At 63.7% G+C, this 21,824-nt stretch carries 25 protein-coding genes; 10 read left to right on the forward strand and 15 right to left on the reverse strand.

The window, feature by feature from the left end; all coding sequences use genetic code 11:
- The first annotated feature begins 3 nt into the window (after positions 1-3).
- Positions 4-180, forward strand: coding sequence for a hypothetical protein (locus tag AC2CGQ_RS12485; RefSeq protein ID WP_004939348.1), 177 nt, complete (start codon positions 4-6; stop codon positions 178-180).
- Here the strand turns inward: AC2CGQ_RS12485 and AC2CGQ_RS12490 are convergent.
- Complete coding sequence (locus AC2CGQ_RS12490) at positions 168-1,079, reverse strand: LysR family transcriptional regulator (RefSeq protein ID WP_015377126.1); 912 nt, start codon at positions 1,077-1,079, stop codon at positions 168-170. The two genes, AC2CGQ_RS12485 and AC2CGQ_RS12490, sit on opposite strands and share 13 nt — an antisense overlap.
- 134 nt (positions 1,080-1,213) lie before the next feature.
- On the opposite strand from AC2CGQ_RS12490, the gene AC2CGQ_RS12495 reads away from it, so the two are divergent.
- Positions 1,214-1,933 (forward strand): SDR family oxidoreductase, encoded by a 720-nt coding sequence (locus AC2CGQ_RS12495; RefSeq protein ID WP_075685444.1) that lies wholly within the window; start codon positions 1,214-1,216, stop codon positions 1,931-1,933.
- A 6-nt stretch (positions 1,934-1,939) separates the two neighbouring features.
- On the opposite strand, the gene AC2CGQ_RS12500 is transcribed toward AC2CGQ_RS12495, so the two are convergent.
- The 9 genes from AC2CGQ_RS12500 to AC2CGQ_RS12540 all read right to left on the reverse strand — a co-directional run bounded on the left by AC2CGQ_RS12500 (position 1,940) and on the right by AC2CGQ_RS12540 (position 9,678).
- Entirely contained in the window at positions 1,940-2,701 is a 762-nt protein-coding gene (locus AC2CGQ_RS12500) for a phosphate/phosphite/phosphonate ABC transporter substrate-binding protein (protein ID WP_172575145.1), read from the reverse strand.
- A gap of 28 nt (positions 2,702-2,729) precedes the next feature.
- A complete protein-coding gene (locus AC2CGQ_RS12505; RefSeq protein ID WP_172574576.1) occupies positions 2,730-3,503 on the reverse strand; it encodes an ABC transporter permease in 774 nt (257 codons plus the stop codon).
- Positions 3,500-4,435 carry an ABC transporter ATP-binding protein gene (locus AC2CGQ_RS12510; protein WP_172574575.1) on the reverse strand — a complete coding sequence of 312 codons (936 nt, stop codon included), beginning with the start codon at positions 4,433-4,435 and terminating at the stop codon, positions 3,500-3,502. Before AC2CGQ_RS12510 ends, AC2CGQ_RS12505 begins: the two co-directional genes overlap by 4 nt.
- Positions 4,432-5,592 (reverse strand): ABC transporter permease, encoded by a 1,161-nt coding sequence (locus AC2CGQ_RS12515; RefSeq protein WP_172574574.1) that lies wholly within the window; start codon positions 5,590-5,592, stop codon positions 4,432-4,434. Before AC2CGQ_RS12515 ends, AC2CGQ_RS12510 begins: the two co-directional genes overlap by 4 nt.
- Before the next feature lie 61 nt (positions 5,593-5,653).
- Complete coding sequence (gene osmF / locus AC2CGQ_RS12520) at positions 5,654-6,583, reverse strand: glycine betaine ABC transporter substrate-binding protein OsmF (protein WP_004939374.1); 930 nt, start codon at positions 6,581-6,583, stop codon at positions 5,654-5,656.
- Positions 6,584-6,596: 13 nt separating this feature from the next.
- Positions 6,597-7,655, reverse strand: a complete 1,059-nt coding sequence (locus AC2CGQ_RS12525; protein ID WP_031299703.1) for a fatty acid desaturase — start codon at positions 7,653-7,655, stop codon at positions 6,597-6,599.
- Between the two features lie 89 nt (positions 7,656-7,744).
- Positions 7,745-8,221: an OsmC family protein gene (locus tag AC2CGQ_RS12530; RefSeq protein WP_033633784.1), complete on the reverse strand. Its 477-nt coding sequence runs from the start codon at positions 8,219-8,221 to the stop codon at positions 7,745-7,747.
- A gap of 139 nt (positions 8,222-8,360) precedes the next feature.
- Positions 8,361-8,723: a cell envelope integrity TolA C-terminal domain-containing protein gene (locus tag AC2CGQ_RS12535; protein WP_021503935.1), complete on the reverse strand. Its 363-nt coding sequence runs from the start codon at positions 8,721-8,723 to the stop codon at positions 8,361-8,363.
- Between the two features lie 43 nt (positions 8,724-8,766).
- Positions 8,767-9,678 carry a LysR substrate-binding domain-containing protein gene (locus AC2CGQ_RS12540; protein WP_044031667.1) on the reverse strand — a complete coding sequence of 304 codons (912 nt, stop codon included), beginning with the start codon at positions 9,676-9,678 and terminating at the stop codon, positions 8,767-8,769.
- Positions 9,679-9,818: 140 nt separating this feature from the next.
- On the opposite strand from AC2CGQ_RS12540, the gene AC2CGQ_RS12545 reads away from it, so the two are divergent.
- The 3 genes from AC2CGQ_RS12545 to AC2CGQ_RS12555 are packed head-to-tail and all read left to right on the forward strand — an operon-like array spanning position 9,819 to position 12,950.
- Complete coding sequence (locus AC2CGQ_RS12545; RefSeq protein WP_004939390.1) at positions 9,819-10,463, forward strand: hydrolase; 645 nt, start codon at positions 9,819-9,821, stop codon at positions 10,461-10,463.
- Positions 10,464-10,511: 48 nt separating this feature from the next.
- Positions 10,512-11,057, forward strand: coding sequence for an antibiotic biosynthesis monooxygenase (locus AC2CGQ_RS12550; RefSeq protein ID WP_048322496.1), 546 nt, complete (start codon positions 10,512-10,514; stop codon positions 11,055-11,057).
- 21 nt (positions 11,058-11,078) lie between these two features.
- Complete coding sequence (locus AC2CGQ_RS12555) at positions 11,079-12,950, forward strand: amidohydrolase (RefSeq protein ID WP_484593690.1); 1,872 nt, start codon at positions 11,079-11,081, stop codon at positions 12,948-12,950.
- Between the two features lie 102 nt (positions 12,951-13,052).
- On the opposite strand, the gene AC2CGQ_RS12560 is transcribed toward AC2CGQ_RS12555, so the two are convergent.
- The 3 genes from AC2CGQ_RS12560 to AC2CGQ_RS12570 form a co-directional block, all read right to left on the reverse strand.
- The gene (locus AC2CGQ_RS12560) at positions 13,053-14,183 is read right to left on the reverse strand and encodes a Gfo/Idh/MocA family protein (RefSeq protein ID WP_015377116.1); all 1,131 of its coding nucleotides are present in this window, start codon (positions 14,181-14,183) and stop codon (positions 13,053-13,055) included.
- Between the two features lie 227 nt (positions 14,184-14,410).
- Positions 14,411-15,034, reverse strand: a complete 624-nt coding sequence (locus AC2CGQ_RS12565) for a glutathione S-transferase family protein (protein ID WP_004939402.1) — start codon at positions 15,032-15,034, stop codon at positions 14,411-14,413.
- Between the two features lie 9 nt (positions 15,035-15,043).
- Positions 15,044-15,226 (reverse strand): DUF1127 domain-containing protein, encoded by a 183-nt coding sequence (locus AC2CGQ_RS12570; protein ID WP_072010125.1) that lies wholly within the window; start codon positions 15,224-15,226, stop codon positions 15,044-15,046.
- Positions 15,227-15,406: 180 nt separating this feature from the next.
- Between AC2CGQ_RS12570 and AC2CGQ_RS12575 the strand changes: the two genes are divergently transcribed.
- The 4 genes from AC2CGQ_RS12575 to AC2CGQ_RS12590 all read left to right on the forward strand — a co-directional run bounded on the left by AC2CGQ_RS12575 (position 15,407) and on the right by AC2CGQ_RS12590 (position 19,507).
- Positions 15,407-16,843, forward strand: coding sequence for an aminotransferase-like domain-containing protein (locus tag AC2CGQ_RS12575; RefSeq protein WP_410213837.1), 1,437 nt, complete (start codon positions 15,407-15,409; stop codon positions 16,841-16,843).
- A gap of 78 nt (positions 16,844-16,921) precedes the next feature.
- Positions 16,922-17,809 carry an oxidoreductase gene (locus AC2CGQ_RS12580; RefSeq protein WP_230857977.1) on the forward strand — a complete coding sequence of 296 codons (888 nt, stop codon included), beginning with the start codon at positions 16,922-16,924 and terminating at the stop codon, positions 17,807-17,809.
- Between the two features lie 10 nt (positions 17,810-17,819).
- Positions 17,820-18,845, forward strand: a complete 1,026-nt coding sequence (locus tag AC2CGQ_RS12585; RefSeq protein ID WP_172574571.1) for an AraC family transcriptional regulator — start codon at positions 17,820-17,822, stop codon at positions 18,843-18,845.
- Complete coding sequence (locus AC2CGQ_RS12590) at positions 18,842-19,507, forward strand: Rossmann-fold NAD(P)-binding domain-containing protein (protein ID WP_048322490.1); 666 nt, start codon at positions 18,842-18,844, stop codon at positions 19,505-19,507. Before AC2CGQ_RS12585 ends, AC2CGQ_RS12590 begins: the two co-directional genes overlap by 4 nt.
- Before the next feature lie 9 nt (positions 19,508-19,516).
- Here the strand turns inward: AC2CGQ_RS12590 and AC2CGQ_RS12595 are convergent, their stop codons facing one another.
- Positions 19,517-19,939: an NUDIX hydrolase gene (locus AC2CGQ_RS12595; protein ID WP_004939419.1), complete on the reverse strand. Its 423-nt coding sequence runs from the start codon at positions 19,937-19,939 to the stop codon at positions 19,517-19,519.
- A gap of 106 nt (positions 19,940-20,045) precedes the next feature.
- On the opposite strand from AC2CGQ_RS12595, the gene sseA reads away from it, so the two are divergent.
- The gene (gene sseA / locus AC2CGQ_RS12600) at positions 20,046-20,891 is read left to right on the forward strand and encodes a 3-mercaptopyruvate sulfurtransferase (protein ID WP_015377110.1); all 846 of its coding nucleotides are present in this window, start codon (positions 20,046-20,048) and stop codon (positions 20,889-20,891) included.
- On the opposite strand, the gene AC2CGQ_RS12605 is transcribed toward sseA, so the two are convergent.
- Positions 20,888-21,757, reverse strand: a complete 870-nt coding sequence (locus AC2CGQ_RS12605; protein ID WP_015377109.1) for a LysR substrate-binding domain-containing protein — start codon at positions 21,755-21,757, stop codon at positions 20,888-20,890. The two genes, sseA and AC2CGQ_RS12605, sit on opposite strands and share 4 nt — an antisense overlap.
- Between the last annotated feature and the right edge of the window lie 67 nt (positions 21,758-21,824).

A 21,824-nucleotide genomic window follows, 5' to 3' on the forward strand; every position in this document is an offset into this window, starting at 1 on the left:
CCTATGCTGAAAAAAGCGTTCGTCATCGTCATCGCCCTGTGCGCCTTCGGTTCTCTGGGCGGCGTATTCCTCGCCGGGCTGAACATCTACACCCGTTCCACCACCCCGCACGAAGAAAGCGCGCCTGCCGGGGATACCGCCGCTACGCCGGCGCAAACCGAAACCCTTCAGGCCAAGTGATCGTCCATCCAGCGCTGGCAGCGCTGCTGTAAAAAGCGCTGCAGTTGCCTGACGCGCTCCGACACCTGCGAACGATGCGGGCAGACCAGATTGATCGGCACCGCGTCGCTGCGCCATTCCGGCAACAGCTGCACCAACCGCCCGGCGCGAATATCCGCCGCCACGTCGATCGCCGACTTGCGCACCACGCCGTGCCCGGCCAGCGCCCAGCGCCGCGCCACCTCACCGTCATCGGTAAAATAGCTGCCGTTCAGCGGCAGCTCGACCAGCTCCTCACCGCGCCACAGCCGCCATTCCACCTGCCGTTTGCCGCTGGGCTGATACACCAGAATGCTGTGCCGAACCAGATCGGCCGGCGTTTGCGGCGCGCCATGCCGCCGCAGATAATCCGGGCTGGCGCAGATCAGCCGCCGATGCTGCGGCAGGATCGGCAGCGCCACCAGCGAAGAGTCGGCCAGCGGCCCGAAGCGCAACGCCACATCCACCGGTTCGCGGAACAGATCCGCCTGCCGATCGTTGATCAGAAGCTGCAGCTGAATGTGGGGATGCTGTTGCCGAAACTCGTCCAGCCAGCCGAGCAGCAGATTGCGGCCAAAATCCGACGGCGCGGAAATCTGCAGCACTCCGGACAGCCCCTGATGCTTCTCGCGGATCGCCTGCTCTCCTTCGGCCAACGCCCCCAGCGCCAGGCGCGCGCTGTCGAGATAGCGCGCCCCCTCCTCCGTTAACCTCAGGCTGCGGGTGGAGCGCACCAGCAGCCGCGCGCCCAACTGCTGCTCCAGCCTTTTCACCGCAATGCTGGCCGCCGCCGGCGTGATATCCAGCGCGCGCGCCGCGGCGGAAAAACTGCCGCCGTCCACCGTGCGGACAAACACCTCGAGATCGACAAATGAGGTCATCTGCTCCCTCTCTTTTTAGCCCAATCAATTATTAATATTAATTTACAAGTGTTTGCTATTAGGCGGACTTTTTTCCTCATTTTCAATCAGGAAAGATAGATCCCGTTGAAACTTACCTAAAAAGAGGCCTTAACATGACGATTCCCGACTCCCCCCTGAAACGACAAAAGCTGGTGATCCTGGGCGGCACCAGCGGCATTGGCGCCGCGGTGGCCTACGCGGCGGCGGCGCGCGGCGCTGAAGTGGTGCTGGCTTCGCGTCGTCTCCCTCACGCCGGGGAGAAGAACGACGCGCTGCGCCTGATGCAGGCCGATCTGACCGATGAGGCGTCGCTGCGCGCGCTGTTCGCCGCCGTCGGCGCTTTCGACCATTTGGTGATCACCGCCGGGCCATTGGTGGACGCGAAGCCGCTGGCGGAGACCGCCCTTGAACAGGCGCAGGCCGACTTCAACGTCAAATTCTGGGGAAGTTTGCGCGCGGTGCAGGCGGCTCTGCCGACGCTGGCGCCGCAGGGCTCGATCACCCTGACCTCCGGCCAGCTGTCGCGCAAATACCTCAACGGTCAGTTGGTCAAAACCGCCATCAACGCCGCGCTGGAGGCGGTCGGCAAACAGCTGGCGAAGGAACTGGCGCCGCGGCGGGTGAACGTGGTCAGCCCCGGCATCACCGCCACCGAAGCCTACGACGGCATGAGCGCCGCACAGCGTCAGGCGCTGTTCGAACGGGTTGGCGTCAGCCTGCCGGTCGGCAGGGTCGGGCAGGCGGCTGACGTCGCGGCGGGGTATCTGCTGGCGATGGAGAATGGCTTCGTCACCGGCAGCGTGATCGACATCGACGGCGGCGGCCTGCTGTAACGGCGGCTAGAGCGCCGTCACGCCCTGCGCGGCGGCCTGCTGTTCCAGCACGGTGATAATCTGGTAGGCCGAACGCGGCACCAGGCTGAAATCGCCGATCAGCAGGCGGTCGCTGACCGCCTCATCCAGCATCGCTCGGGCGCCGGCGCGCAGGATTTCCACCTGTTCCGGCGGCGTGCCGGCTGCGGTGATCAGCGGCAAACCCGGCACCGCCGCCGTGCGGCCAATGATTTTCAGCCCCTCCAGCGCCTGCGGCTGCGCGCGGCGCAGCAGTTCCATGCTGATGGAATCGATGGCGGCGATATCCGCCTGCCCGCTGCGGATCAGTTTCAGCGACTGGTAATGCGCGCCGGAGGCGATAGCCGCACCGAAGAATTTCCCGTCCTGCGCCAGCGGCGCGATCAGCGCGCGCAGGCCGTTGTAGCCGGACTGGGAATCGGTGCTGTTATACGCCGCCGTCCGGCCGCGAAAATCCGCCAGCCGCTCGCCGGTGTCGTCCGCGCGCACCACCAGCCAGCTGCGGTAATTCGGCCCGTCGCACCCTTCCACCCGATAATGATAGGTTCCGATCAGCTGCACCTGCGGCAGGCTGCTGACCAACGGATAACCGCAGGTTTGGCTGAGCAAGAGATCCTCGCGTCGCCAGTGCTGCGCCAAATCGTCCGGCCAGCTGAGCCGTTCCGGCGCCGCCGGCAGCCCCAGCCGCAGCAGCTTGTCGCGCAACACCTGCCAGAAGGATTCGGCCTGCTCCCGGCCAACGCCGTACATCGGTAGAGACACCTGCATCATTTCCCCCTTACCCCGCCGGAGTGGCCGCCAGCGTCTGCTGACGCCAGGCGATGAGATAACGCACCCAACGTTCGAACAGCATATCGGTGATAATAGCCAACAACGCCACAACCGCCGCGCCCTGGATCACATAGGCGGTGTTAAACCCGCTCAGGCCGATAATGATCGGCGAGCCGAGCGTCTTGGTGCCGACGGTGGAAGCGATGGCCGCCGTGCCGATGTTGATGATCACCGAGGTGCGGATCCCGGCGACGATCACCGGCGCCGCCAGCGGCAGTTCAACCCGCCACAGAATTTGCCAGGCGCTCATCCCCACGCCGCGGGCGATCTCGCGCGTGGCGGGCGGCACCGATTCAATGCCCGCCAGCGTGCCCTGCAGGATCGGCAGCAGGCCGTACAGCACCAGCGCGATGATCGCCGGCTGTTCGCTGAAGCCCATCACCGGCACCGCTACCGCCAACACCGCCACCGGCGGGAAGGTCTGCCCCACCGCCACCACCGTTTCCACCAGCGAACGAAACTCCCGGCCGCTGCGTCGGGTCACGGCCACGCCTGCCGCCACGCCGAGAGCCACCGCGATCAGGCTGGAGATAGCCACCAGCGACAGGTGCGCCCCCACCAGCGCGATAAAGCTGTCCTGCTGATAAATGGGCCGCTCCAGATCGGGGAACCAGGCGGCGAACAGGCCGCGCAGATGATCCATGCCGAACACCAGCGCCAACAGCAGCGCCAGCGTCCAGGGCAAAGGATCGCGCAGCAGGCGCCCGATGCGCCCGCTCATGACAGCGCCTGCCCGGCGATCAGATCGTTGAAGTGCAACACCCCCAACGCTTCGCCCCGTTCATCCACCACCGGCAGGCAGTCGCTGCCGCGCGCCACGAACACCGACAGCGCCTCGCGCAGGCTCATGGCGGCGGCGATCGGCTCGCCCCCGGCGACACCGGGCCGCACCCGCTCCGCCACCGTCCCCAGCGACAGCAGCTTGATGCCGCGATCGCTGCGCCCGAAGAAATCACGCACGAAATCGTTGGCCGGGGCGGTCAACAGCGTCAGCGGCGTGCCCTGCTGCACCACCCGCCCCTGATCGAGCAACACCAGACGATCCGCCAGGCCCAGCGCTTCGTCGATGTCGTGCGTCACCAGCACGATAGTGCGGCCGGAGAGCTGATGGATGCGCGCGATCTCCGCCTGCAGCGCCGCACGGGTGACCGGATCCAGCGCGCCGAACGGTTCGTCCATCAGCAACACCTCGGGATCGGCAGCCAGTGCGCGCGCCACCCCCACCCGCTGCTGCTGCCCGCCGGACAGTTGGTGCGGATAGCGGCGGCGAAACAGAGCCGGCTCCAGATGCAGCAGCTCCAACAGTTCGGTCACCCGATCGCGAATGCGCGTGCGCGGCCATTTCAGCAGCTGCGGCACGGTGGCGATGTTCTCCTCCACCGTCCAGTGCGGAAACAGGCCGATCGATTGGATCGCATAGCCCATGCGCCGCCGCAGATCCTGCGGTTTGAACGACTGGATCTCTTCGCCGGCAAAGAGAATCTTGCCCCGATCGTGTTCGATCAGGCGATTGATCATTTTTAACGTCGTGGACTTACCGGAACCCGAGGTGCCGATCAACACGGTGAATTCGCCCTCGGCGATGTGCAGCGTGAGATCGTCCACCGCCGGCTTGCCCTGAAAAATTTTGCTGACTTGCTCAAAGTGAATCATCGGCGCGATACGTCCAGGATTGAAACCCAAAATTTAAACAGCGAATCGACGATGACCGCCATCATGACCACCGGGATCACCCCCAGCAGAACCAGATCCAGCGCGCTGCTGAGCAGCCCCTGAAATACGATGGCGCCAAAACCGCCGGCGCCGATCAGCGCCGCCACCACCGCCATGCCGACGGTCTGCACCGCCAGAATGCGCACGCCGGTCAGGAACAGCGGCAGCGCCAACGGCAGCTGCACGCGCAGGAAGATCTGCCCGCGCGTCAGCCCCATGCCGGTGGCGGACTCAATCACGCCGGCCGGCACGCTTTGCAGCCCCGCCACCACGCTGCGCACCAGCGGCAACAGCGCGTACAGCACCAGCGCCACGATCGCCGGCGCCATGCCGATACCGCTGACGCCGTGTTCCGCCAGCCAGGGCACCGCCACCGCCAACCCCGCCAGCGGCACGATCAGCAGGCCGAACAGCGCGATCGACGGCACGGTCTGGATAATGTTCAACACGGAGAAGATCGGCCGCTGCCAGCGCTCGGAACGAAAACACAGCACCCCGAGCGGCACACCGATCGCCAGCGCCGGCGCCATCGTCGCCAGCAGAATGGTCAGGTGCTGCAACAGCGCGGCGTCAAACACCTCCTGCCGATTATGGTACTCCTTCAGCAGCGACAGCTGATCGAGCTGATGGCCGAACAGCAGCAGCGCCGGCGGCACCAGCACCAGCGCGTTGCCGAGCATCCGCCGCAGGTGCGACGCGGTGAGACGCGCCATGGCGTCGGCGGCGATCAGCAGGCTCAGCGCCATCGTCAACCAGCAGCCGCTGCCCCAGGAAGTGCGTGCCAGGCGCGATCCCTCCTGCGCCAGACGCCCGGCGGCCTGCCCGCTGATCCAGAACGCCAGCGTCAGCACCCCGCAGGCGGCCAACGCCGCCAGCAGCGCCCGCCCCCGCGTCGGCGGCAACAGGCTGAGGATCGCCAATGCCGCCAGCGGCAACAGCAGCCACAGCGCCGGGCCGTGCAGCAGGGAGAACAAGGAGAGGCTTTTGCCCGACAACAGGCGATTGGGGGCATAACTGAGGAACGGCAGGCCGAACGCGGCCAGCAGCAACAGCATGAACAGCGTCAACAAGACGCGATGTTTTACGGCGATAGTCAAAGAAACGCTCCGGCTCCCTCGGTTTACCCCCTCTCCCGACGGCAAAGGGGGCACCTCGGCATTATCCCTTAACAAACCCTTTCTCTTTCAGGTAAGCGGCCGCCACCTGTTTGGCGTCCTGGCCTTCCACAGCGATCTGCGCGTTGAGTTTTTGCAGCGTCGGCCCGTCCAGCGAGGCGAACACCGGCTTCAACAGTTCAGGCAGATTGGCGTGCGCCTTCAGCGCCGCTTCGCGCACGATCGGCGCCGGCGCGTAGATCGGCTGTACGCCTTTCGGATCCGCCAGCGTCTGCAGCCCCAGCGCCGCCACCGGGCCATCGGTGCCGTAGGCCATCGCCGCGTTGACGCCGGAGGTCTGCTCCGCCGCCGCCTTGATGGTCACCGCCGTATCACCGCCGGCCAGGGACAGCAGCTGATCCTGATTCAGTTTGAAGCCGTAGGCATTCTGGAAAGCCGGCAGCGCATCCGGCCGCTCGATAAATTCCGCCGAGGCCGCCAGCTTGAACTTGCCGCCGCCGTTGATCCACTTGCCGAGATCCGCCAGCGTTTTGAGATGGTTGGCGTCCGCCACGTCCTGACGAATGGCGATGGTCCAGGTGTTGTTGGCCGGCGCCGCATCGAGCCAGACGATTTTGTTTTTGTCGTAGTCGAGCTGCTTCACCTTCTCGAAGCCGGCCTGGGCGTTCTTCCACGCCGGATCTTTCTCATCGGAGAAGAAAAACGCGCCGTTGCCGGTGTATTCCGGGTAGATGTCGATCTCGCCGGAAGTGATGGCGCCGCGCAGCACCTTGGTGGTGCCGAGCTGCAGCTTGTTGGTGGTTTTGATGCCGTTGGCTTCCAGCACCTGCACGATGATGTTGCCGAGCAGCGAACCTTCGGTATCGATCTTGGAGCCGACGCGCACCGAGTCGGCCGCCTGCGCCAGACCGCCGACGGCCAGCAGAGCCAGCGCGACGGCAAAGGAACGTCCGCGTGATAAGGTGATTGCCATACTTTTCCTCTGGTTATATGTTTTCCGGCTCATGGGCCAGTTCGGTTGGAAAATCCTGAGAAACGCGCTTCCAGCGCGCAATAAGTTTTTTCTTCGGCAGGACATCGCGTTCCTCCCGCCGTTCGCCGGCGCTCAGCGGATGCACGCCGACGTCGATCGGCGTCAGTGCGTAATCGCGCAGCCACTCGCCATAACCCTGCGCGACGAATCCCTGGCTGCGGCGCTGATACGCCTCGCGTTCCGCCAGATAGACTTCGCGCAGGCCATACCAGGGCAAGCCGGGCAAATCGTGATGCACTAAATGGTAGTTCAGATTGAGAAACAGCAGCCGCCACGGCCAGCCCGCCTCATTAATAATAGAACGTGCCTGCGGTGCGTCCACGGCGCGATGCTCAAAAAACGATCTTACCTTGGTCAGCGCCAGCGCCGGGTAGCTGATGGCCAACAGGTAAAACGCCGCGCCGATGCCCTGCATCTGCAGCCAGTGCAGCAGCGCCGCCAACAGCGACAGATGCGCCAGCCACATCGCCCAGGCGCGCAGATCGCCCGCTGCAAGCGTCTTCACTGCGCCGAACAGCGTGGTGACGATATCCAGCGCCGGGCCGAGGAGCACCCGGCCGATCAGCGTATTGCGCACCGCGGCCAACAGCGGCAGCAGGCGGGGATAACGCCGCCACTGCGCGGCGCTGAAGTAGTAACTTTCGGGATCTTCATGCGGATCGGTCAGGTGGTCGTTGCGGTGGTGGCGCAGATGCGAATCCCGATACAGCCCATAGGGATACCACACCGCCAACGGCAACAGGCCGAACAGCTGATTGACGCGCGGCCAGCGCGTCGGATGGCCGTGGATCAGCTCGTGTTGCAGCGACATATACCCGGTGGTCAGCAGGATCAGCAGCGGCGCGCCAAGCCACGGGCCCAGCGCCTGCCAATAATGCGCCACGCCGAACCAGCCGCCGTACACTGCCGCCATGATCCCCCAGGTGGGCAACTCCAGCCGCCAGTGCCAGCGCCGATGAAGCCGCCGGATGCGGTCGCGTTGTTCAGGGTGCAAATAGTGGGCGTGGGACATGCTGCGGCTCGCGGTTGGGGATTTTCCCCCAGTATCGGTGAGCCGCAGTGACGTTCAAAATAACGAAAATGGCAAAGCTAAGTGAAAATTCAGCGGGTTGCGTACTCGGTCTGCGGTTCGCACGCCACCGGGAAATTCACCGAGTTGGCGATAAAGCACAGGTGATGCGCCTGCTCGTGCAGCTGTTGCGCCAGCTGCAGATCGTCGCCGTCGCGCACCGTGACCTGCGGCCGCAGCGTCACCGAGGTGAAAAAGCCACCGCGCGCCGCATCTTCGCGCATCACCCCGACGGCGTTGTCCTGATAGGCCAGTACGGAAATGCCCGAGGTAGCGCATAAATGCAGATACCATAATTTGTGACAGGCGCTGAGCGAAGCCACCAGCAAATCCTCCGGGTTCCAACGCGTCGCGTCACCGCGAAAGGCCGGATCGGCTGAACCGGCGATGTCTGCCTTGCCCACTGCGCCGATCAGGTGATCGCGCCCATAGGCGCGGTAATCCTCGGTGCCTGCCCCCAAATTCCCCTGCCAGGTGACCGCCACCTGATAATGATGCTCACCTTTCATGCCTTGTCTCCCGTTGGCCGGCCAATGAAAAATCGCCTTGCTGCATGCCCGGAGAACACTATTGGCGGAAAAGCGCGAAGATGCAAACGGCGAAACGAGAAAAAACGGGCCGCGCAAGCGGCCCGTCGATCACATGCTTTCAGGGAACGAAATCGAGCACCACAGCGTTGAACAATGCGTATTCAGTGGCGCTGGCCATCGGCGGAAACTGCGCGCGCTGCACCGCAGCGCTCGCCGCTGCGCACAGGGGCGCATCGCCTCTTACGATCTTGCTGCTCGCCAGCTTGCCGTCCGGCTGCAAACGGATAGCGAGGGTGCAACGCTGACCGTGCGCATGTTCCGGCAAGCGCAGCTCGCGGCTCACCGCGTTATGCACCCGCTCCGGGTAACTGAGCTGCGTTGCGGCCAATGCCGGGGCCTGCGGCAACGGTATGCCGGCCTCACGCCCGGCGCCGCAGCCGCTCAGCAGCAACAACGCCAACAGGCTTAGTGTCTTTTTCATTCCCGATGTCCTTATTGGGGGATTTATCCTTATCGAGCGGCCCTCACTGCGCCGCCGGGTAGGCCTCGCCGTCGTCCGCGTAGCGCTGCAGCCGTTCGCGCCACCATTTGGCCGCCAGGCCGCTGGCGCTTTCCCGCCAACCAAAATAGGCGATGTCGCTGCAGCGTTCCGATTCAACGCGTTTCGCCACCAGTTCGCCGCTGTTCAGGTAAGGTTCCGCCAAAGAACGCGGCAGATAGCCGCAGCCCAGCCCAGCCAGCTGCGCCTGCAGCTTGGCGTCGAAACCGAAGACCGTCAGCGTATCCTGCTCTTCCAGCAGATTCAGGCTCTGCGGCGCGTTGACGCGCGAAGTATCGCGCACCACCACCGCCCGGTGCTGACGGATTTCGTCCTTCGGCAAGGGTTCCGGCAATGCCGCCAGCGGATGCTGCGGCGCGACGGCGAACACGTAGTCCAGCTGCCCCAGGCGGCTGAACGCATAACCCACCCGCGACGGCGGTTCGCAGATGGCGCCGATGATAATGTCGGCGCAGCCGTAAACCAGCGACTCCCAGGAGCCGGCCAGCACCTCGTGGCTGAAGCGCAGCCGGGTATGGTGATGCTGTTGGTAGAACTCTTCTATCAGCGGCAACAGGCGGGCAAACGGGAAAGAGGCGTCAATCCCGAGCGTGATCTCGCTTTCCCAGCCGTTTTCGACATAGCGCGCCTGCTGTTCCAGATCCTGCGCCGCCCGCAGCAGCACCCGCCCTTTTTCCAGCATCAGCTTGCCGGTATCGGTGAACTTCGCCCGATGGCCGGAGCGATCGAGCAGGGTGATGTCGAGATCGTTCTCGAGCTTTTGCACCATATAGCTCAGTGCCGAAGGGGTTTTAAACAGTGCGGCGGCCGCGGCGGCGAAAGATCCGTGCCGGTCCAGCGCATCCAAAATCAGCAGCGCTTCCAGGTTTAATCTCATGTTTTCTCCCGTGTATAAAAAAACTCAACAAGTCGGCAAAAATTCTGCGGTATCTTTGAAATCGCCCTCTGCCTACCATGGGTTTTATCGGCGTTACACTCATCAGATGTTCAACCGAAATATCACTGGGAAGGTAAATTATGTCCAAGTTTCAACTGCTTGATAAAGACAATTCCGCACTGATTTTTATCGATCATCAACCACAAATGGCCTTCGGCGTGGCTAATATTGATCGTCAGCAACTGAAAAACAACGTTGTTGGTTTGGCGAAGGCAGGCAAGATTTTCAACGTTCCCACCCTTTTCACCTCGGTCGAAACCGAAAGCTTCAGCGGCTATATCTGGCCGGAACTGCTGGCGGTACACCCTGAAATCACCCCGATTGAACGCACCTCGATGAACTCCTGGGAAGACGCGGCCTTCGTTAAAGCCGTGGAAGCCACCGGCCGTAAAAAGCTGGTGATCTCCGCGCTGTGGACCGAGGTGTGCCTGACCTTCCCGGCGCTGATGGCGCTGGAAGCCGGCTATGAAGTGTATGTGGTGACCGACACCTCCGGCGGCACCTCCGTCGATGCGCACGAACGTTCGATCGACCGCATGGTGCAGGCCGGCGCCGTACCGGTGACCTGGCAGCAGGTGCTGCTGGAGTACCAACGCGACTGGGCGCGCAAAGATACCTACGACGCGGTGATGGCGCTGGTGCGCGAACACAGCGGCGCGTACGGCATGGGCGTCGACTACGCTTACACCATGGTGCACCACGCACCGGCCCGCACGGTGAAATAATTCCCCTTGCCCCGGCCTCGCGCCGGGGTATTTTCAGGAGTCGGTTTTATGGCCCATCCGCAGCATGTCACGCTGGTGATCACACACCGTTTGGCGCCGGGGAACGAACAGGCCTATGAGGCCTGGCTGAACCGCATCATGCCCGACGCCGCGGGCTTCACCGGCCATTTAGGCGTCAACGTGATTCGCCCTTCCGGCGACGAACAGGCCTATACGGTGCTGGTCCGCTTCGATAATCTCGACAATCTCTACCGCTGGCTCAACTCGCCGCAGCGCAAGCAATACATCGAAGAAGTCACTCCGCTGTTGCTGGAGAACGACCATATCGAGATCCGCCCCGGCGCAGAGTTCTGGTTTACCCCGCCCAACCCCAGCGTGCGCCAGCCGCCCCAGTGGAAGCAATTCATCATCACCCTGCTGGTGATCTTTCCATCCACCAATCTGGTGCCCTGGTTTTGGGGGCTGGCGCTGCCGCAGCTGGACGGCACGCTGCTCGGCCATTTTCTCAATGACGCCACCGTGGTCGCCCTGGTGGTGTACCTGTGGATGCCTATCGTGACTCGCGTTTTTCATCAATGGCTGACCCGCCGCTAGGCGGTTCGCCGGGAGAATGTTATGAACCACCACGCTTCATTGATCATCACCAACGGCAAGTTTCACACCGTTGACCGCCAACACCCCACCGCGCAAGCGGTCGCCATCCGCGACGGCAAGTTTCTGGCGGTCGGCAGCGAAAGCGAAGTCATGCAGCACGCCGGGCCGGAAACCCAGGTGATCGATCTGCACGGCCACACCGCCATTCCGGGCCTGAACGACTCGCACCTGCACCTGATCCGCGGCGGCCTGAACTATAACCTGGAGCTGCGCTGGGAAGGCGTGCCCTCGCTGGCCGACGCGCTGCGCATGTTGAAAGAACAGGCGCTGCGCACCCCGAGCCCGCAATGGGTGCGGGTGGTCGGCGGCTGGACCGAATTCCAGTTCGCCGAGCGCCGCATGCCGACGCTGGACGAAATCAACCAGGCGGCGCCGGACACGCCGGTATTTATTCTGCATCTCTACGATCGCGCGCTGCTCAACCGCGCGGCGTTGAAGGTGGTCGGCTACACCAAAGACACGCCGAACCCGCCGGGCGGCGAGATCCAGCGCGACGCCAACGGCAACCCGACCGGCATGCTGATCGCCAAACCCAACGCCATGATCCTGTACGCCACGCTGGCGAAAGGGCCGAAGCTGCCGCTGGAGCAGCAGGTCAACTCCACCCGCCAGTTCATGCGTGAGCTGAACCGCCTCGGTCTCACCAGCGCCATCGACGCCGGCGGCGGCTTCCAGAACTACCCGGAAGATTATCAGGTGATCGCCGAGCTGCACGAGAAAAAGCAGCTGACCATCCGCATCGCCTATAACCTGTTCACCCAGCGGCCTAAACAGGAGCTGGAAGACTTCGAGCTGTGGACCGATATGCTCAAACCGGGCCAGGGCACCGACTTCTATCGCCACAACGGCGCCGGCGAGATGCTGGTGTTTTCCGCCGCCGACTTCGAAGACTTCCTGCAGCCGCGCCCGGATCTGCCGCCGGGCACCGAAGACGAGCTGGAGCGGGTGGTGCGCCATCTGGTCGAGCACCGCTGGCCGTTCCGCCTGCACGCCACCTATGACGAATCCATCAGCCGCATGCTGGACGTGTTCGAGAAGGTGAACCGCGACATTCCGTTCAACGGCCTGCACTGGCTGTTCGACCACGCCGAAACCATTACCGAGCGCAATATCGAGCGCGTCAAGGCGCTGGGCGGCGGCATTGCGGTGCAGCACCGCATGGCGTTCCAGGGGGAGTATTTCGCCGACCGTTACGGCATCGAAGCCACCAAACATACGCCGCCGGTGGCGAAAATGCTGGCGGCCGAGCTGCCGGTCGGGCTGGGCACCGACGCCACCCGCGTCGCCAGCTACAACCCGTGGACGGCGCTGTACTGGCTGGTCTCCGGCCGCACCGTCGGCGGCATGGCGATGTACGACGACAGCGCGCGGCTGGATCGCGAAACGGCGCTGATGCTGTGGACGCAGGGCAGCGCCTGGTTCTCCACCGAGCAGGGCAAGAAAGGCCAGATCAAGGTCGGCCAGTTGGCGGATTTGGCGGTGCTGTCGCAGGACTACTTCAGCGTGCCGGAAGAGCAGATCAAAGGCATCGAGTCGGTGATGACGGTGGTGGACGGCAAAGTGGTCTACGCCGCCGGCAGCTTCTCGTCGCTGGCGCCGCCACCGCTGCCGGTGCTGCCGGAGTGGTCGCCGGTCACCCAGGTGCCGGGCCATTACCGCTCAGCACCACCGTTGGCGGCGGCCCGCGTCGGGGTAGTGAGCCAGGCACATCAATGCTGCGGCCCGTGCGGCGTGCACGCACACCAGCATGACATCGCGCGCCGCTCCAGCATCCCGGTGTCGGACGAGAATGCCTTCTGGGGCGCGTTCGGCTGTTCGTGTTTCTCGTTCTAAGTTATCAAGCCAATAACTTATTATAAAGTTAACTTAATAAGGTATTAAGCTAGCAACATAATAAATTAATGGCGCTGTCCACGGGAGAGCGCCATTTCATTTTCAATCGCGGTTGATCTCCAGCCAGCGCCGCTGTTCGGCGGAGGCGGCTATCGCGTCCAGCACGCACGACACCTTCCAGCCCTCTTCAAAGTCCGGCCACATGCGATCGCCCGCGGCGATGCCGTTGACCAGATCGCGGATCTCCACCGTCTTCTGATCGTTAAAGCCGATGCCGTGCCCGGCGCTGATGCAAAACGCCGCATAGTCCGGGTGTTTCGGCCCCACCAGCAACGTCTTGAACCCCTGCCGCTCCGCCGGTTCATCGTGCCGATACAGCTTCAGCTCCGCCATCCGTTCCTGGGTATAACTCAGCGTGCCTTTGGTGCCGGTAACCACATAGGTCAGCCCCATCTTGCGCCCGCAGGCAATGCGCGACGTTTCGATAGTGCCCATCGCGCCGCCGGCGAAACGCAGCAGCGCACTGGCCTGATCTTCGTTTTCTACCGGGTGCAGGCGCGTCGGGTCCTGCGGATCCGGGCGCTGTTTGATCACGGTCTGCATATCGCCGGAAACCGCCACGATATCGCCCACCAGGTAGTGCGCCATATTGACGATGTGCGCCGCCAGATCCCCGAGCGCGCCTAATCCGGCGCTGGCGCGGCGGCAGTGCCAGTCGATCGGCGTGCGCGGATCGGCCAGATAATCCTCATTGTGGGTGCCGTAAAAATGCACCACCTCGCCGATTTCGCCGTTGGCGATAATTTCGCGCGCCAGTTGGCTGGTGGGGTTTTTCATGTAGTTAAAACCGACCAGCGTTTTCACCCCCTTGGCGCGCGCGGCCTGCACCATCTCCGCCGCGTCGGCGGCGTCCAGCGCCAGCGGCTTTTCCGAATACACGTGCTTGCCGTGGCGGATCGCCGCCAGCGCCATCTCTTTATGCAAAAAGTTGGGGGCGCAGATGTCCACCACATCGATCGCCGGATCGGCGACCAGCTGCCGCCAGTCGCCGGTCGAGCGCGCAAAGCCGAATTCGGCCGCGCGCTGCGCCGCCAGCTCGGGCGTCACTTCCGCCAGCATCTCCAGCACCAGGTCCCCTTTCAGAGGAAAGACCGTGGCGGCCTGCGCATAGGCGATAGCGTGACAACGCCCGATATAACCGGTGCCTATTAACCCAACGCGTACCTGTTTCATCATTTTCTCCCGTGACCAAAATTCTGCGTAGAACCAGGCGTCGCTCAATGAAACGCGCCGGTTGATAACGGGTTTATATGGAATATAAATTTCAATAACAAGCACACAGGAAAATAAAGTTCATATTCGTGATGCCGTTCATGAAACGTTGACGGGATGATGCAATGAGGAAAGTCCAGACACGGCCGGCGTATCCGGACAAGATGAAATGAACCGTTTATTTCATATCACGGTAAACCGTTAGCACCGTGCTGCACGTAGCCAGGGCGTTGCAACAGGCGCTGCTGATAGGCCGCCAGCGCCGCATAATGCGGCCGCTCGAACGGCGTCATCAGCCAGCGGTTCAGCGACAGCCCCAGCACCACGTCCGCCAGCGTGAAGGCGGCGCCGGCGGCATAAGGGCCGTGCTGCGCAAGATGTGCGTCCAACAAGCCCATCAGCCGGTTCCATTCGCGCTCGGCGGCTGCCAGGCTGGCGGCATCCTGATAATCCGCATGCCCACGCACCCGCGACATAAACACGTAGCGCCAGGCGCCGTTCAGATCGGTGGCCTGCCAGTCCATCCACATCTCCACCGCCGCGCGCGCGCCGGGTGCCTGCGGCAGCAGATCTTGCCGCCCCTCCCGCCCCGCCAGATAGCGGCAAATGGTATTCGACTCCCACAGCACCCGCTCGCCGTCGATCAGCACCGGCACCAGGCCGTTGGGATTGAGCGCCAAAAACGCCGGCTCCTGCGTGGAGCGATAACCGCTGCCCCAGTCCTCCCGTTCCAGCGTCAGCCCCAACTCCTGACAGGTCCATAACACTTTGCGCACGTTGATCGATGAGGCTTTACCCAATAATTTCAGCATTCACTTTCCTTATTCTCTCCAGAACGGTTTATACCCTTCCCGCCAGGCATCCGCCCGCGTCAGGCCGATATCCGCCAGCTGCCTGTCGTTCAGCAGCAGTAACTCTCTGCGCGTTCTGCGACGCAACAAATACCAACGCCAGCGTGACCAGCCTACCCGTCGCCACATCGTCATGCCATCAAACAGAGCCATCTTATTATTCCCCCTGATGTTTTCGCCTGGTAGTGATGATGCGCGCCAGGCAAAAAACAATACAGATTCACGCTGGCGCTATTTTTTTCATACAGCTGCGCCAAAAAACCCGCTGAATGGTTTATTTTGAACGTATCTGTACCGGTTTTTTAATCCTGACCACCGATGAGAGGCCTCTGTATGACACGCTACGCCACGCTGGCCGCCATTCTCAGCCAACGCATTCAGCAAGGGTTGTATCCGGCCGGCCATCGCCTGCCTTCGGTGCGCACGTTGAGCCAGGAGCACGGCGTCAGCATCAGCACGGTGCAGCAAGCCTACCGGTTGCTCGAGGAACAGCGCCTGGTGGAAGCGCGGCCGAAGTCGGGCTACTTCGTGCATATGCAGCGCGCGCAGGCCGAGCTGCCCGCCATGACGGCGCCGGTGCAGCGGCCGGTGGACATTTCGCAATGGGAGCAGGTGCTGGAACTGGTGCGCAGCCGGCCGCGCGAAGGCCTGATCCAGCTGGGGCGCGGCATGCCGGATATCGCCGAACCGACGATGAAACCGCTGATCGTCGCCCTGCGCAACGCCGCCCGCCACGGCGACCTACGCAGCCTGTATTACGACAGCATTCAGGGCGTGGCCGCGCTGCGCGAACAGGTCGCCCGTCTGCTGCTGGACTCCGGCTGCCAAATCGGCCCCGATCAGCTGCTGATCACCACCGGTTGTCAGGAAGCAATCTCCGCCGGGCTGCGCGCCGTTTGCCAACCCGGCGACATCGTGGCGGTCGATTCGCCCTGCTTCCACGGCACCATGCAGACGCTGAAGGGGCTGGGCATCAAGGCGCTGGAAATCCCCACCGATCCGCTCACCGGCGTCAGCCTGGCGGCGCTGGAGATGGCGCTGGAACAGTGGCCGGTCAAGGCTATCCTGCTGACGCCCAACTGCAATAATCCGCTGGGCTACATCATGCCCGACGCCCACAAACAGCGGCTGCTGACGCTGGCGCAGCGTCACGACGCGGCGATCATCGAAGACGATGTCTACGGCGACATCGCCTATCACTACCCGCGGCCGCGCACCATCAAGTCATTCGACGACGACGGCCGCGTGCTGCTGTGCAGCTCGTTTTCCAAAACGCTGGCGCCGGGGCTGCGCGTGGGCTGGATCGCGCCCGGCCGCTACCTGGAACGGGTGCTGCACATGAAGTTCATCGGCTCCGGCGCCACCGCCACCCAGCCGCAGCTGGCGATCGCCGAATTTATCCGCGGCGGGCATTACCTGCAGCACCTGCGGCGCATGCGCGCACGCTACCAGCAGAACCGCGACCGCATGACCGATCTTATCCTGAAACACTTCCCGGCCGGCACCCGCGTCAGCCGGCCGCGCGGCGGTTTTATGCTGTGGATCGAACTGGACGAAGCGTTCGACACCCTGCGGCTGAACCGCCATCTTGAACAGCAAGGCGTACAAATCGCCGTCGGCAGCATCTTTTCCGCCGCCGGCAAGTACCGCAACTGCCTGCGCATCAACTATGCGCCGACGCTGACGACAGAGATCGAGCTGGCAGTGCAGAAGGTCGGCGCCACCATCCAGCGGCTGATGCCGGCCGACAGTTTGGCGCAATCGGATTAAATCTTGACGCGATCGGATTATCGCTGCGCTGCCCGTCGCTCTAAAGTGGCATCACACCCACTCGCAATCAGGAAGGTCATGATGTCTCAGTCACAGGTATGGTTAATCACCGGCAGTTCCCGCGGCCTGGGCCAACAGCTGGCGCAGGCGGTGTTGGCCGCCGGGCACCGTCTGGTCGCCACCGCCCGTCAGCCGCAACAGCTGCAGCCGCTGGTGGAACGCTACGGCGATCGGGTCGCCACGATCGCGCTCGACGTCACCGACGCCGCCGCCGCCGAACGCGCGGTGCGCACGGCGATTGAACGCTTTGGTCGGCTGGACGTGCTGGTCAACAACGCCGGCTACGGCAATATCGCGCCGGTGGAGGAAGCCGATGAAGCCGATTTTCGCGCGCAGCTCGAAACCAACTTCTTCGGCGTGTTCAACGTCACCCGCGCGGCGCTGCCGATATTACGCCTGCAGGGCAGCGGCCATATCATCCAGATCGCCACCATCGGCGCTCGCCTCGGCATTGCCGGCCTCAGCGCCTACCATACCGCCAAGTGGGCGGTCGAAGGGTTCTCCGAATCATTGGCCAAAGAGATGGCCCCCTTCGGCGTCAAGGTGACGATGGTCGAACCCGGCGGCTTCCGCACCGACTGGGCCGGTTCTTCAATGACCATTGCGCCGATCGGCGAAGCCTATCAGCCGACGCTGGGGCCAATGCTGGCCTTCCTGCAGCAGCATAACGGCAGCCAAACCGGCGATCCGGCCAAGGCGGCGCAGGCGATCCTGCAGCTGGCGGCGCTGGAAGCCCCTCCGCTACGCCTGCTGCTCGGCAGCGACGCAGTGCATATGGCGGCGCAGGTGTTGGCAGAACGCCAGGCGGAGGACGCCGCGTTTCGCACTCTCAGCCTGAGCACCGACCACGACGACAGCTCGCCGGATCACGCCGCGATGGCGGCGGTGGTGACGGGAAAACCCTAAGGAGCCCGCATTGAGCAGCGATCAAATTCCGGTTTCCGGCGCACTGGCGGTACACCTGGCGGCGCAGGGCGTCGATATCGAGCAGCTCGGCCGATTGGCCGGGTTGCCCGCCGGGCTGTTCGGCGAACGGCGCGACAAGATTAAACTCACTACGCAACAGTTCTTCTCTCTTTGGCGCAGTCTGCCGCAGTTGAACGACGATCCCGCCTTCGGTCTGCGTCTGGGCGGCGAGGCGGCGCCGGAACACTATGACATTGCCTTGATCGCCGCGCTGCATTCCGCCACGCTGGGCGAAGCATTGCAAAAGGTGGCGCGCTATAAACGGCTGGTTTGCCCGGAAGAGCTGATGCTGGTGGAAGACGGCGACAGCATGCGCCTGCACACCCGCTGGATCATGAGCGAGGGCCACGCGCCGGCGCTGCTGATCGACGCCATGTTCGCCGCCATCACGGCCCTGTGTCGGCGCGGCACCGGTTTGCCCCTGCAGCCACAGGCGATCGAATTGACCCGGCGAGCGGACGACGCCTCGCCGCTGGCGCGCTATTTCGGCTGCCCGGTGACATTCAACGCCCCGCTGGACGTGCTGGTGTTCGATCGCGCGTTGATGCGTCAACCCTTCGTCACCTACAACCAGGCCATGCTGGCGGTGCTGCTGCCGGGGCTGGAGGCGGAGCTGGCCAAATCTCAGTCGGCGCACGATCTGCCCACGCAGGTGATGGCGATCCTCAGCCGCAGCATGCGCGGCCAGCGCCCCAGCGTCAACAGCGTGGCCGCTGAACTCTATCTCAGCCCGCGCACGCTGCAGCGCCGCTTGCAACAGCACGGCTACAGCTACCAGCAATTGTTGGACAAAACCCGCCACCGCACCGCCTGCCGGCTGTTGGCGGAAACCGACCTTGAACCGGGCGAAATCGCCTTTGTGCTGGGATTCGAAGAGCTGAATTCGTTCAGCCGCGCCTTTATTCAGTGGGAAACGCTGACGCCCAGCCGCTGGCGCACGCAGCGCGCCGCCGGCCAGTGGGAGAACAGAGCATGAAAGTAATTATTTTCGGCGCCAGCGGCATGGTGGGCCAGGGCGCACTGCGGGAATGCCTGCGCGATCCGCGCGTCAGCGAAGTGCTCAGCATCGGCCGAAGCCCGTTGGCCCAGAGCCACGCCAAACTGCGCCAGCTTTCTGTGCCCGATCTGCGTGATCTGTCGGCGCTGGAGCCGCAGCTCGCCGGCTACGACGCCTGCTTCTTCTGCCTGGGGATTTCGTCCTCCGGCCTGAGTGAAGCTGAATATCGCGCGGTAACTTACGATCTGACGCTGGCCGCCGCCCGCCCGTTGGCGACGCTGAATCCGTCGATGGTCTTCGTCTACGTCTCCGGCCTCGGCACCGACAGCAGCGAACGCGGCCGCAGCATGTGGGCCAGGGTCAAGGGCGCCACCGAAAACGCGCTGCTGGCGCTGCCGTTCCACGCGGTGATGTTCCGCCCTGGCGCCATTGTGCCGCTGCACGGCATTCGCTCCAAAACCCGCCTCTACGATCTGGCCTATCGGCTGTTCAAGCCGCTGTGGCTCGGCGCATTGCGGCTGTTTCCCGCCCGGGTAAGCAGCACCGAACGAATCGGGCGGGCGATGCTGGCGGTGGCGCGACGGGAAAGCGCGCTGCGCATCATCGAACCGGCGCAGATCAACCGGCTGGCGGCATCCTGAACAACGGGGTTAACCGCCCTGCCGCCAATACTCCGCCACCCGGCGGCGCAGGTGTTCGATACCCTGCGGATGGTGAATAAACTGCTCCACCGGCATCATCCGCCAACGCTGCCCCTCGTCGCCGAAACGTATGGCGGCGATCTGCACCGGAGTGATCATCCCGGCCATGAACCAGGTCGGCGGATAGCCGGGCAAAATGCCGTCGTAGCGCCGCCGCCAGACAACCTGACGTTCGGCGATCGCCACGCCGAACTCTTCCTGTGTCTCCCGCTGCACGCATTGCAGCGGCGTTTCGCCGTTTTCCCGCCCGCCGCCGGGCAGATCCCACAGGCCGGGCCAGGGAATGCCCGGTTTATCGTCCCGTTGGTAAACCAGCAGGAAACCATCGCACAGCAGCGCGATCTTGGCCCCGCCAAACGCCTCGTCCGTCATGATTTTTCCGCTCCCTGCCCATTGCCTTTGACTGAACATCATACTTCATCCCCGCGCGGCCTGGTGTATAGTGAAAATCCGTTTTCACAACAGGCGAACAATAACGATGAACTCTCCGTTTCTGGTGACCCCTCAATGGCTTGCGCAACATATCAACGATGAAAATCTGGTGGTGATCGACGTCCGGATGTCGCCGGTGGGGCTAACGCCGAAAAAGGACATGCTTGCCGAGTTCGAACGCGGCCATATCCCCGGCGCGGTCTATTTCGACATCGACGAAGTGGCGGACAAAAATACCGCGCTGCCGCACATGTTGCCGACGGCGGCGGAGTTTGGCGCGGCGGTGGGCAAGCTGGGCATCAGCGAGCGCGATACCCTGGTGATTTACGATGAGGGTAACCAGTTCTCCGCGCCGCGCGGCTGGTGGACCTTCCGCAATTTCGGCGCCCAGCATGTTTACGTACTGGACGAAGGGCTGAACGGCTGGACGGCGCAGGGCCAGGCGCTGGCAACCGGCCCGGCGCAGCCTGAACCGCAGGCGTTCAACGCCCGGTTCAACGCCGACGCGGTGGTGGATATGCGGCAAGTGGAACAGGCGTTAGGCACGCCGGTGCAAATTCTCGACGCGCGCGCCGCGCCGCGCTTTTATGCCGAAGCGCCGGAGCCGCGCCCCGGCCTGCACCGCGGCCACATTCCCGGCAGCATCAACATTCCGTACGGCGAGCTGCTGGAAAACGGCCGCTTCAAATCGCTGGAGGCGCTGCGCCAAACCTTCAGCGACAAGGGCGTGGATATCAACGGCCCGATCATCACCAGCTGCGGCTCCGGCGTGACGGCGGCGGTGCTGGCGTTCGGCCTGCTGTCGCTCGGCGCCCCGCAGGTCAAGCTGTATGACGGCGCCTGGAGCGAATGGGGCCAGCTGAGCGGCAAACAGCCCATCGCCAAAGATTAGGTTTCGATCCGCTCGACCACGATCTGCGCCAGCCGCTGCACGGCGGCTGAAGGCTGATCCTCGGCGCGGTGCAGCACCACGCCGAGCTGGCCGAGAACGGGCAGCAGTTCGGGCGCCAACGGTGACAGGCCGGGCGGCAAACCCGCCGCCGTGCGCACCGTGACGCCCAACCCGGCGCTCACCGCCGCCCAAACGCCGTTCAGGCTGCGGCTGGTAAAGGCGATGCGCCAGGGAATGCCGGCGCGATCCAGCGCCTGCGTCGCCGCGCTGCGCATCAGACAGGGTGCGTCGAACATCACCAACGGCAACGGCTCATCCCCTTCTCGCCACGGCGCCAGCGCGAAGCCGGGCGAGGCGATCCAGTGCAACTGCCGCTGCCCCAGCGCCTGATGAAACGGCGTGCTCAGACCGCCATCCCACGCCAGCGACAGATCCAGCTGGCCTTTCAGCACCCAGTCGATCAGCTCGGCATTGCGGGCGATGCGCGCCTCGATGCGCACCTTCGGATTGGCGCGCGCAAAGCTGCCCAACACCTGCGGCAGAAACGTCTCGCCGAAATCCTCCTGCAGCCCCAGCCGCACCGTGCCCTGCAGATCCAACCCGCGCACCGCGGCGGCGGCTTCGTCATTAAGCTCCAGCAGGCGGCGCGCGTAACCGAGCAGGGTTTCCCCCGCCTCGGTCATCACCATGCCGCGTCCGGCCTTGCGCAGGATCGGCGCGCCGACCTGCTGCTCCAGCTTTTTCAGGTGAGCGCTGACCGCCGACGTCGAACGCCCCAGCCGTTCCGCCGCCTTGGCGAAGCTGCCCAGCTCGACGCCGGTGACGAAGCTGCGCAAATCCTCGAGATCGAACGTGATTCGCCCCATGCTGACCATCCTGATTTTCTGAACCATCAATCAAAATAATACCGATTTTACTGATAAAGATGGCGTG

The organism is Serratia sp. DFXYC6, assembly GCF_057196085.1.

What these genes read in the sequence shown, in the direction of transcription:
- AC2CGQ_RS12485 (WP_004939348.1), top strand. Translation starts at nt 4, where the DNA reads ATGCTGAAAAAAGCGTTCGTCATCGTCATCGCCCTGTGCGCCTTCGGT.
- AC2CGQ_RS12490 (WP_015377126.1), bottom strand. Translation starts at nt 1,079, where the DNA reads ATGACCTCATTTGTCGATCTCGAGGTGTTTGTCCGCACGGTGGACGGC.
- AC2CGQ_RS12495 (WP_075685444.1), top strand. Translation starts at nt 1,214, where the DNA reads ATGACGATTCCCGACTCCCCCCTGAAACGACAAAAGCTGGTGATCCTG.
- AC2CGQ_RS12500 (WP_172575145.1), bottom strand. Translation starts at nt 2,701, where the DNA reads ATGTACGGCGTTGGCCGGGAGCAGGCCGAATCCTTCTGGCAGGTGTTG.
- AC2CGQ_RS12505 (WP_172574576.1), bottom strand. Translation starts at nt 3,503, where the DNA reads ATGAGCGGGCGCATCGGGCGCCTGCTGCGCGATCCTTTGCCCTGGACG.
- AC2CGQ_RS12510 (WP_172574575.1), bottom strand. Translation starts at nt 4,435, where the DNA reads ATGATTCACTTTGAGCAAGTCAGCAAAATTTTTCAGGGCAAGCCGGCG.
- osmF (WP_004939374.1), bottom strand. Translation starts at nt 6,583, where the DNA reads ATGGCAATCACCTTATCACGCGGACGTTCCTTTGCCGTCGCGCTGGCT.
- AC2CGQ_RS12525 (WP_031299703.1), bottom strand. Translation starts at nt 7,655, where the DNA reads ATGTCCCACGCCCACTATTTGCACCCTGAACAACGCGACCGCATCCGG.
- AC2CGQ_RS12530 (WP_033633784.1), bottom strand. Translation starts at nt 8,221, where the DNA reads ATGAAAGGTGAGCATCATTATCAGGTGGCGGTCACCTGGCAGGGGAAT.
- AC2CGQ_RS12535 (WP_021503935.1), bottom strand. Translation starts at nt 8,723, where the DNA reads ATGAAAAAGACACTAAGCCTGTTGGCGTTGTTGCTGCTGAGCGGCTGC.
- AC2CGQ_RS12540 (WP_044031667.1), bottom strand. Translation starts at nt 9,678, where the DNA reads ATGAGATTAAACCTGGAAGCGCTGCTGATTTTGGATGCGCTGGACCGG.
- AC2CGQ_RS12545 (WP_004939390.1), top strand. Translation starts at nt 9,819, where the DNA reads ATGTCCAAGTTTCAACTGCTTGATAAAGACAATTCCGCACTGATTTTT.
- AC2CGQ_RS12550 (WP_048322496.1), top strand. Translation starts at nt 10,512, where the DNA reads ATGGCCCATCCGCAGCATGTCACGCTGGTGATCACACACCGTTTGGCG.
- AC2CGQ_RS12555 (WP_484593690.1), top strand. Translation starts at nt 11,079, where the DNA reads ATGAACCACCACGCTTCATTGATCATCACCAACGGCAAGTTTCACACC.
- AC2CGQ_RS12560 (WP_015377116.1), bottom strand. Translation starts at nt 14,183, where the DNA reads ATGAAACAGGTACGCGTTGGGTTAATAGGCACCGGTTATATCGGGCGT.
- AC2CGQ_RS12565 (WP_004939402.1), bottom strand. Translation starts at nt 15,034, where the DNA reads ATGCTGAAATTATTGGGTAAAGCCTCATCGATCAACGTGCGCAAAGTG.
- AC2CGQ_RS12570 (WP_072010125.1), bottom strand. Translation starts at nt 15,226, where the DNA reads ATGGCTCTGTTTGATGGCATGACGATGTGGCGACGGGTAGGCTGGTCA.
- AC2CGQ_RS12575 (WP_410213837.1), top strand. Translation starts at nt 15,407, where the DNA reads ATGACACGCTACGCCACGCTGGCCGCCATTCTCAGCCAACGCATTCAG.
- AC2CGQ_RS12580 (WP_230857977.1), top strand. Translation starts at nt 16,922, where the DNA reads ATGATGTCTCAGTCACAGGTATGGTTAATCACCGGCAGTTCCCGCGGC.
- AC2CGQ_RS12590 (WP_048322490.1), top strand. Translation starts at nt 18,842, where the DNA reads ATGAAAGTAATTATTTTCGGCGCCAGCGGCATGGTGGGCCAGGGCGCA.
- AC2CGQ_RS12595 (WP_004939419.1), bottom strand. Translation starts at nt 19,939, where the DNA reads ATGACGGACGAGGCGTTTGGCGGGGCCAAGATCGCGCTGCTGTGCGAT.
- sseA (WP_015377110.1), top strand. Translation starts at nt 20,046, where the DNA reads ATGAACTCTCCGTTTCTGGTGACCCCTCAATGGCTTGCGCAACATATC.
- AC2CGQ_RS12605 (WP_015377109.1), bottom strand. Translation starts at nt 21,757, where the DNA reads ATGGGGCGAATCACGTTCGATCTCGAGGATTTGCGCAGCTTCGTCACC.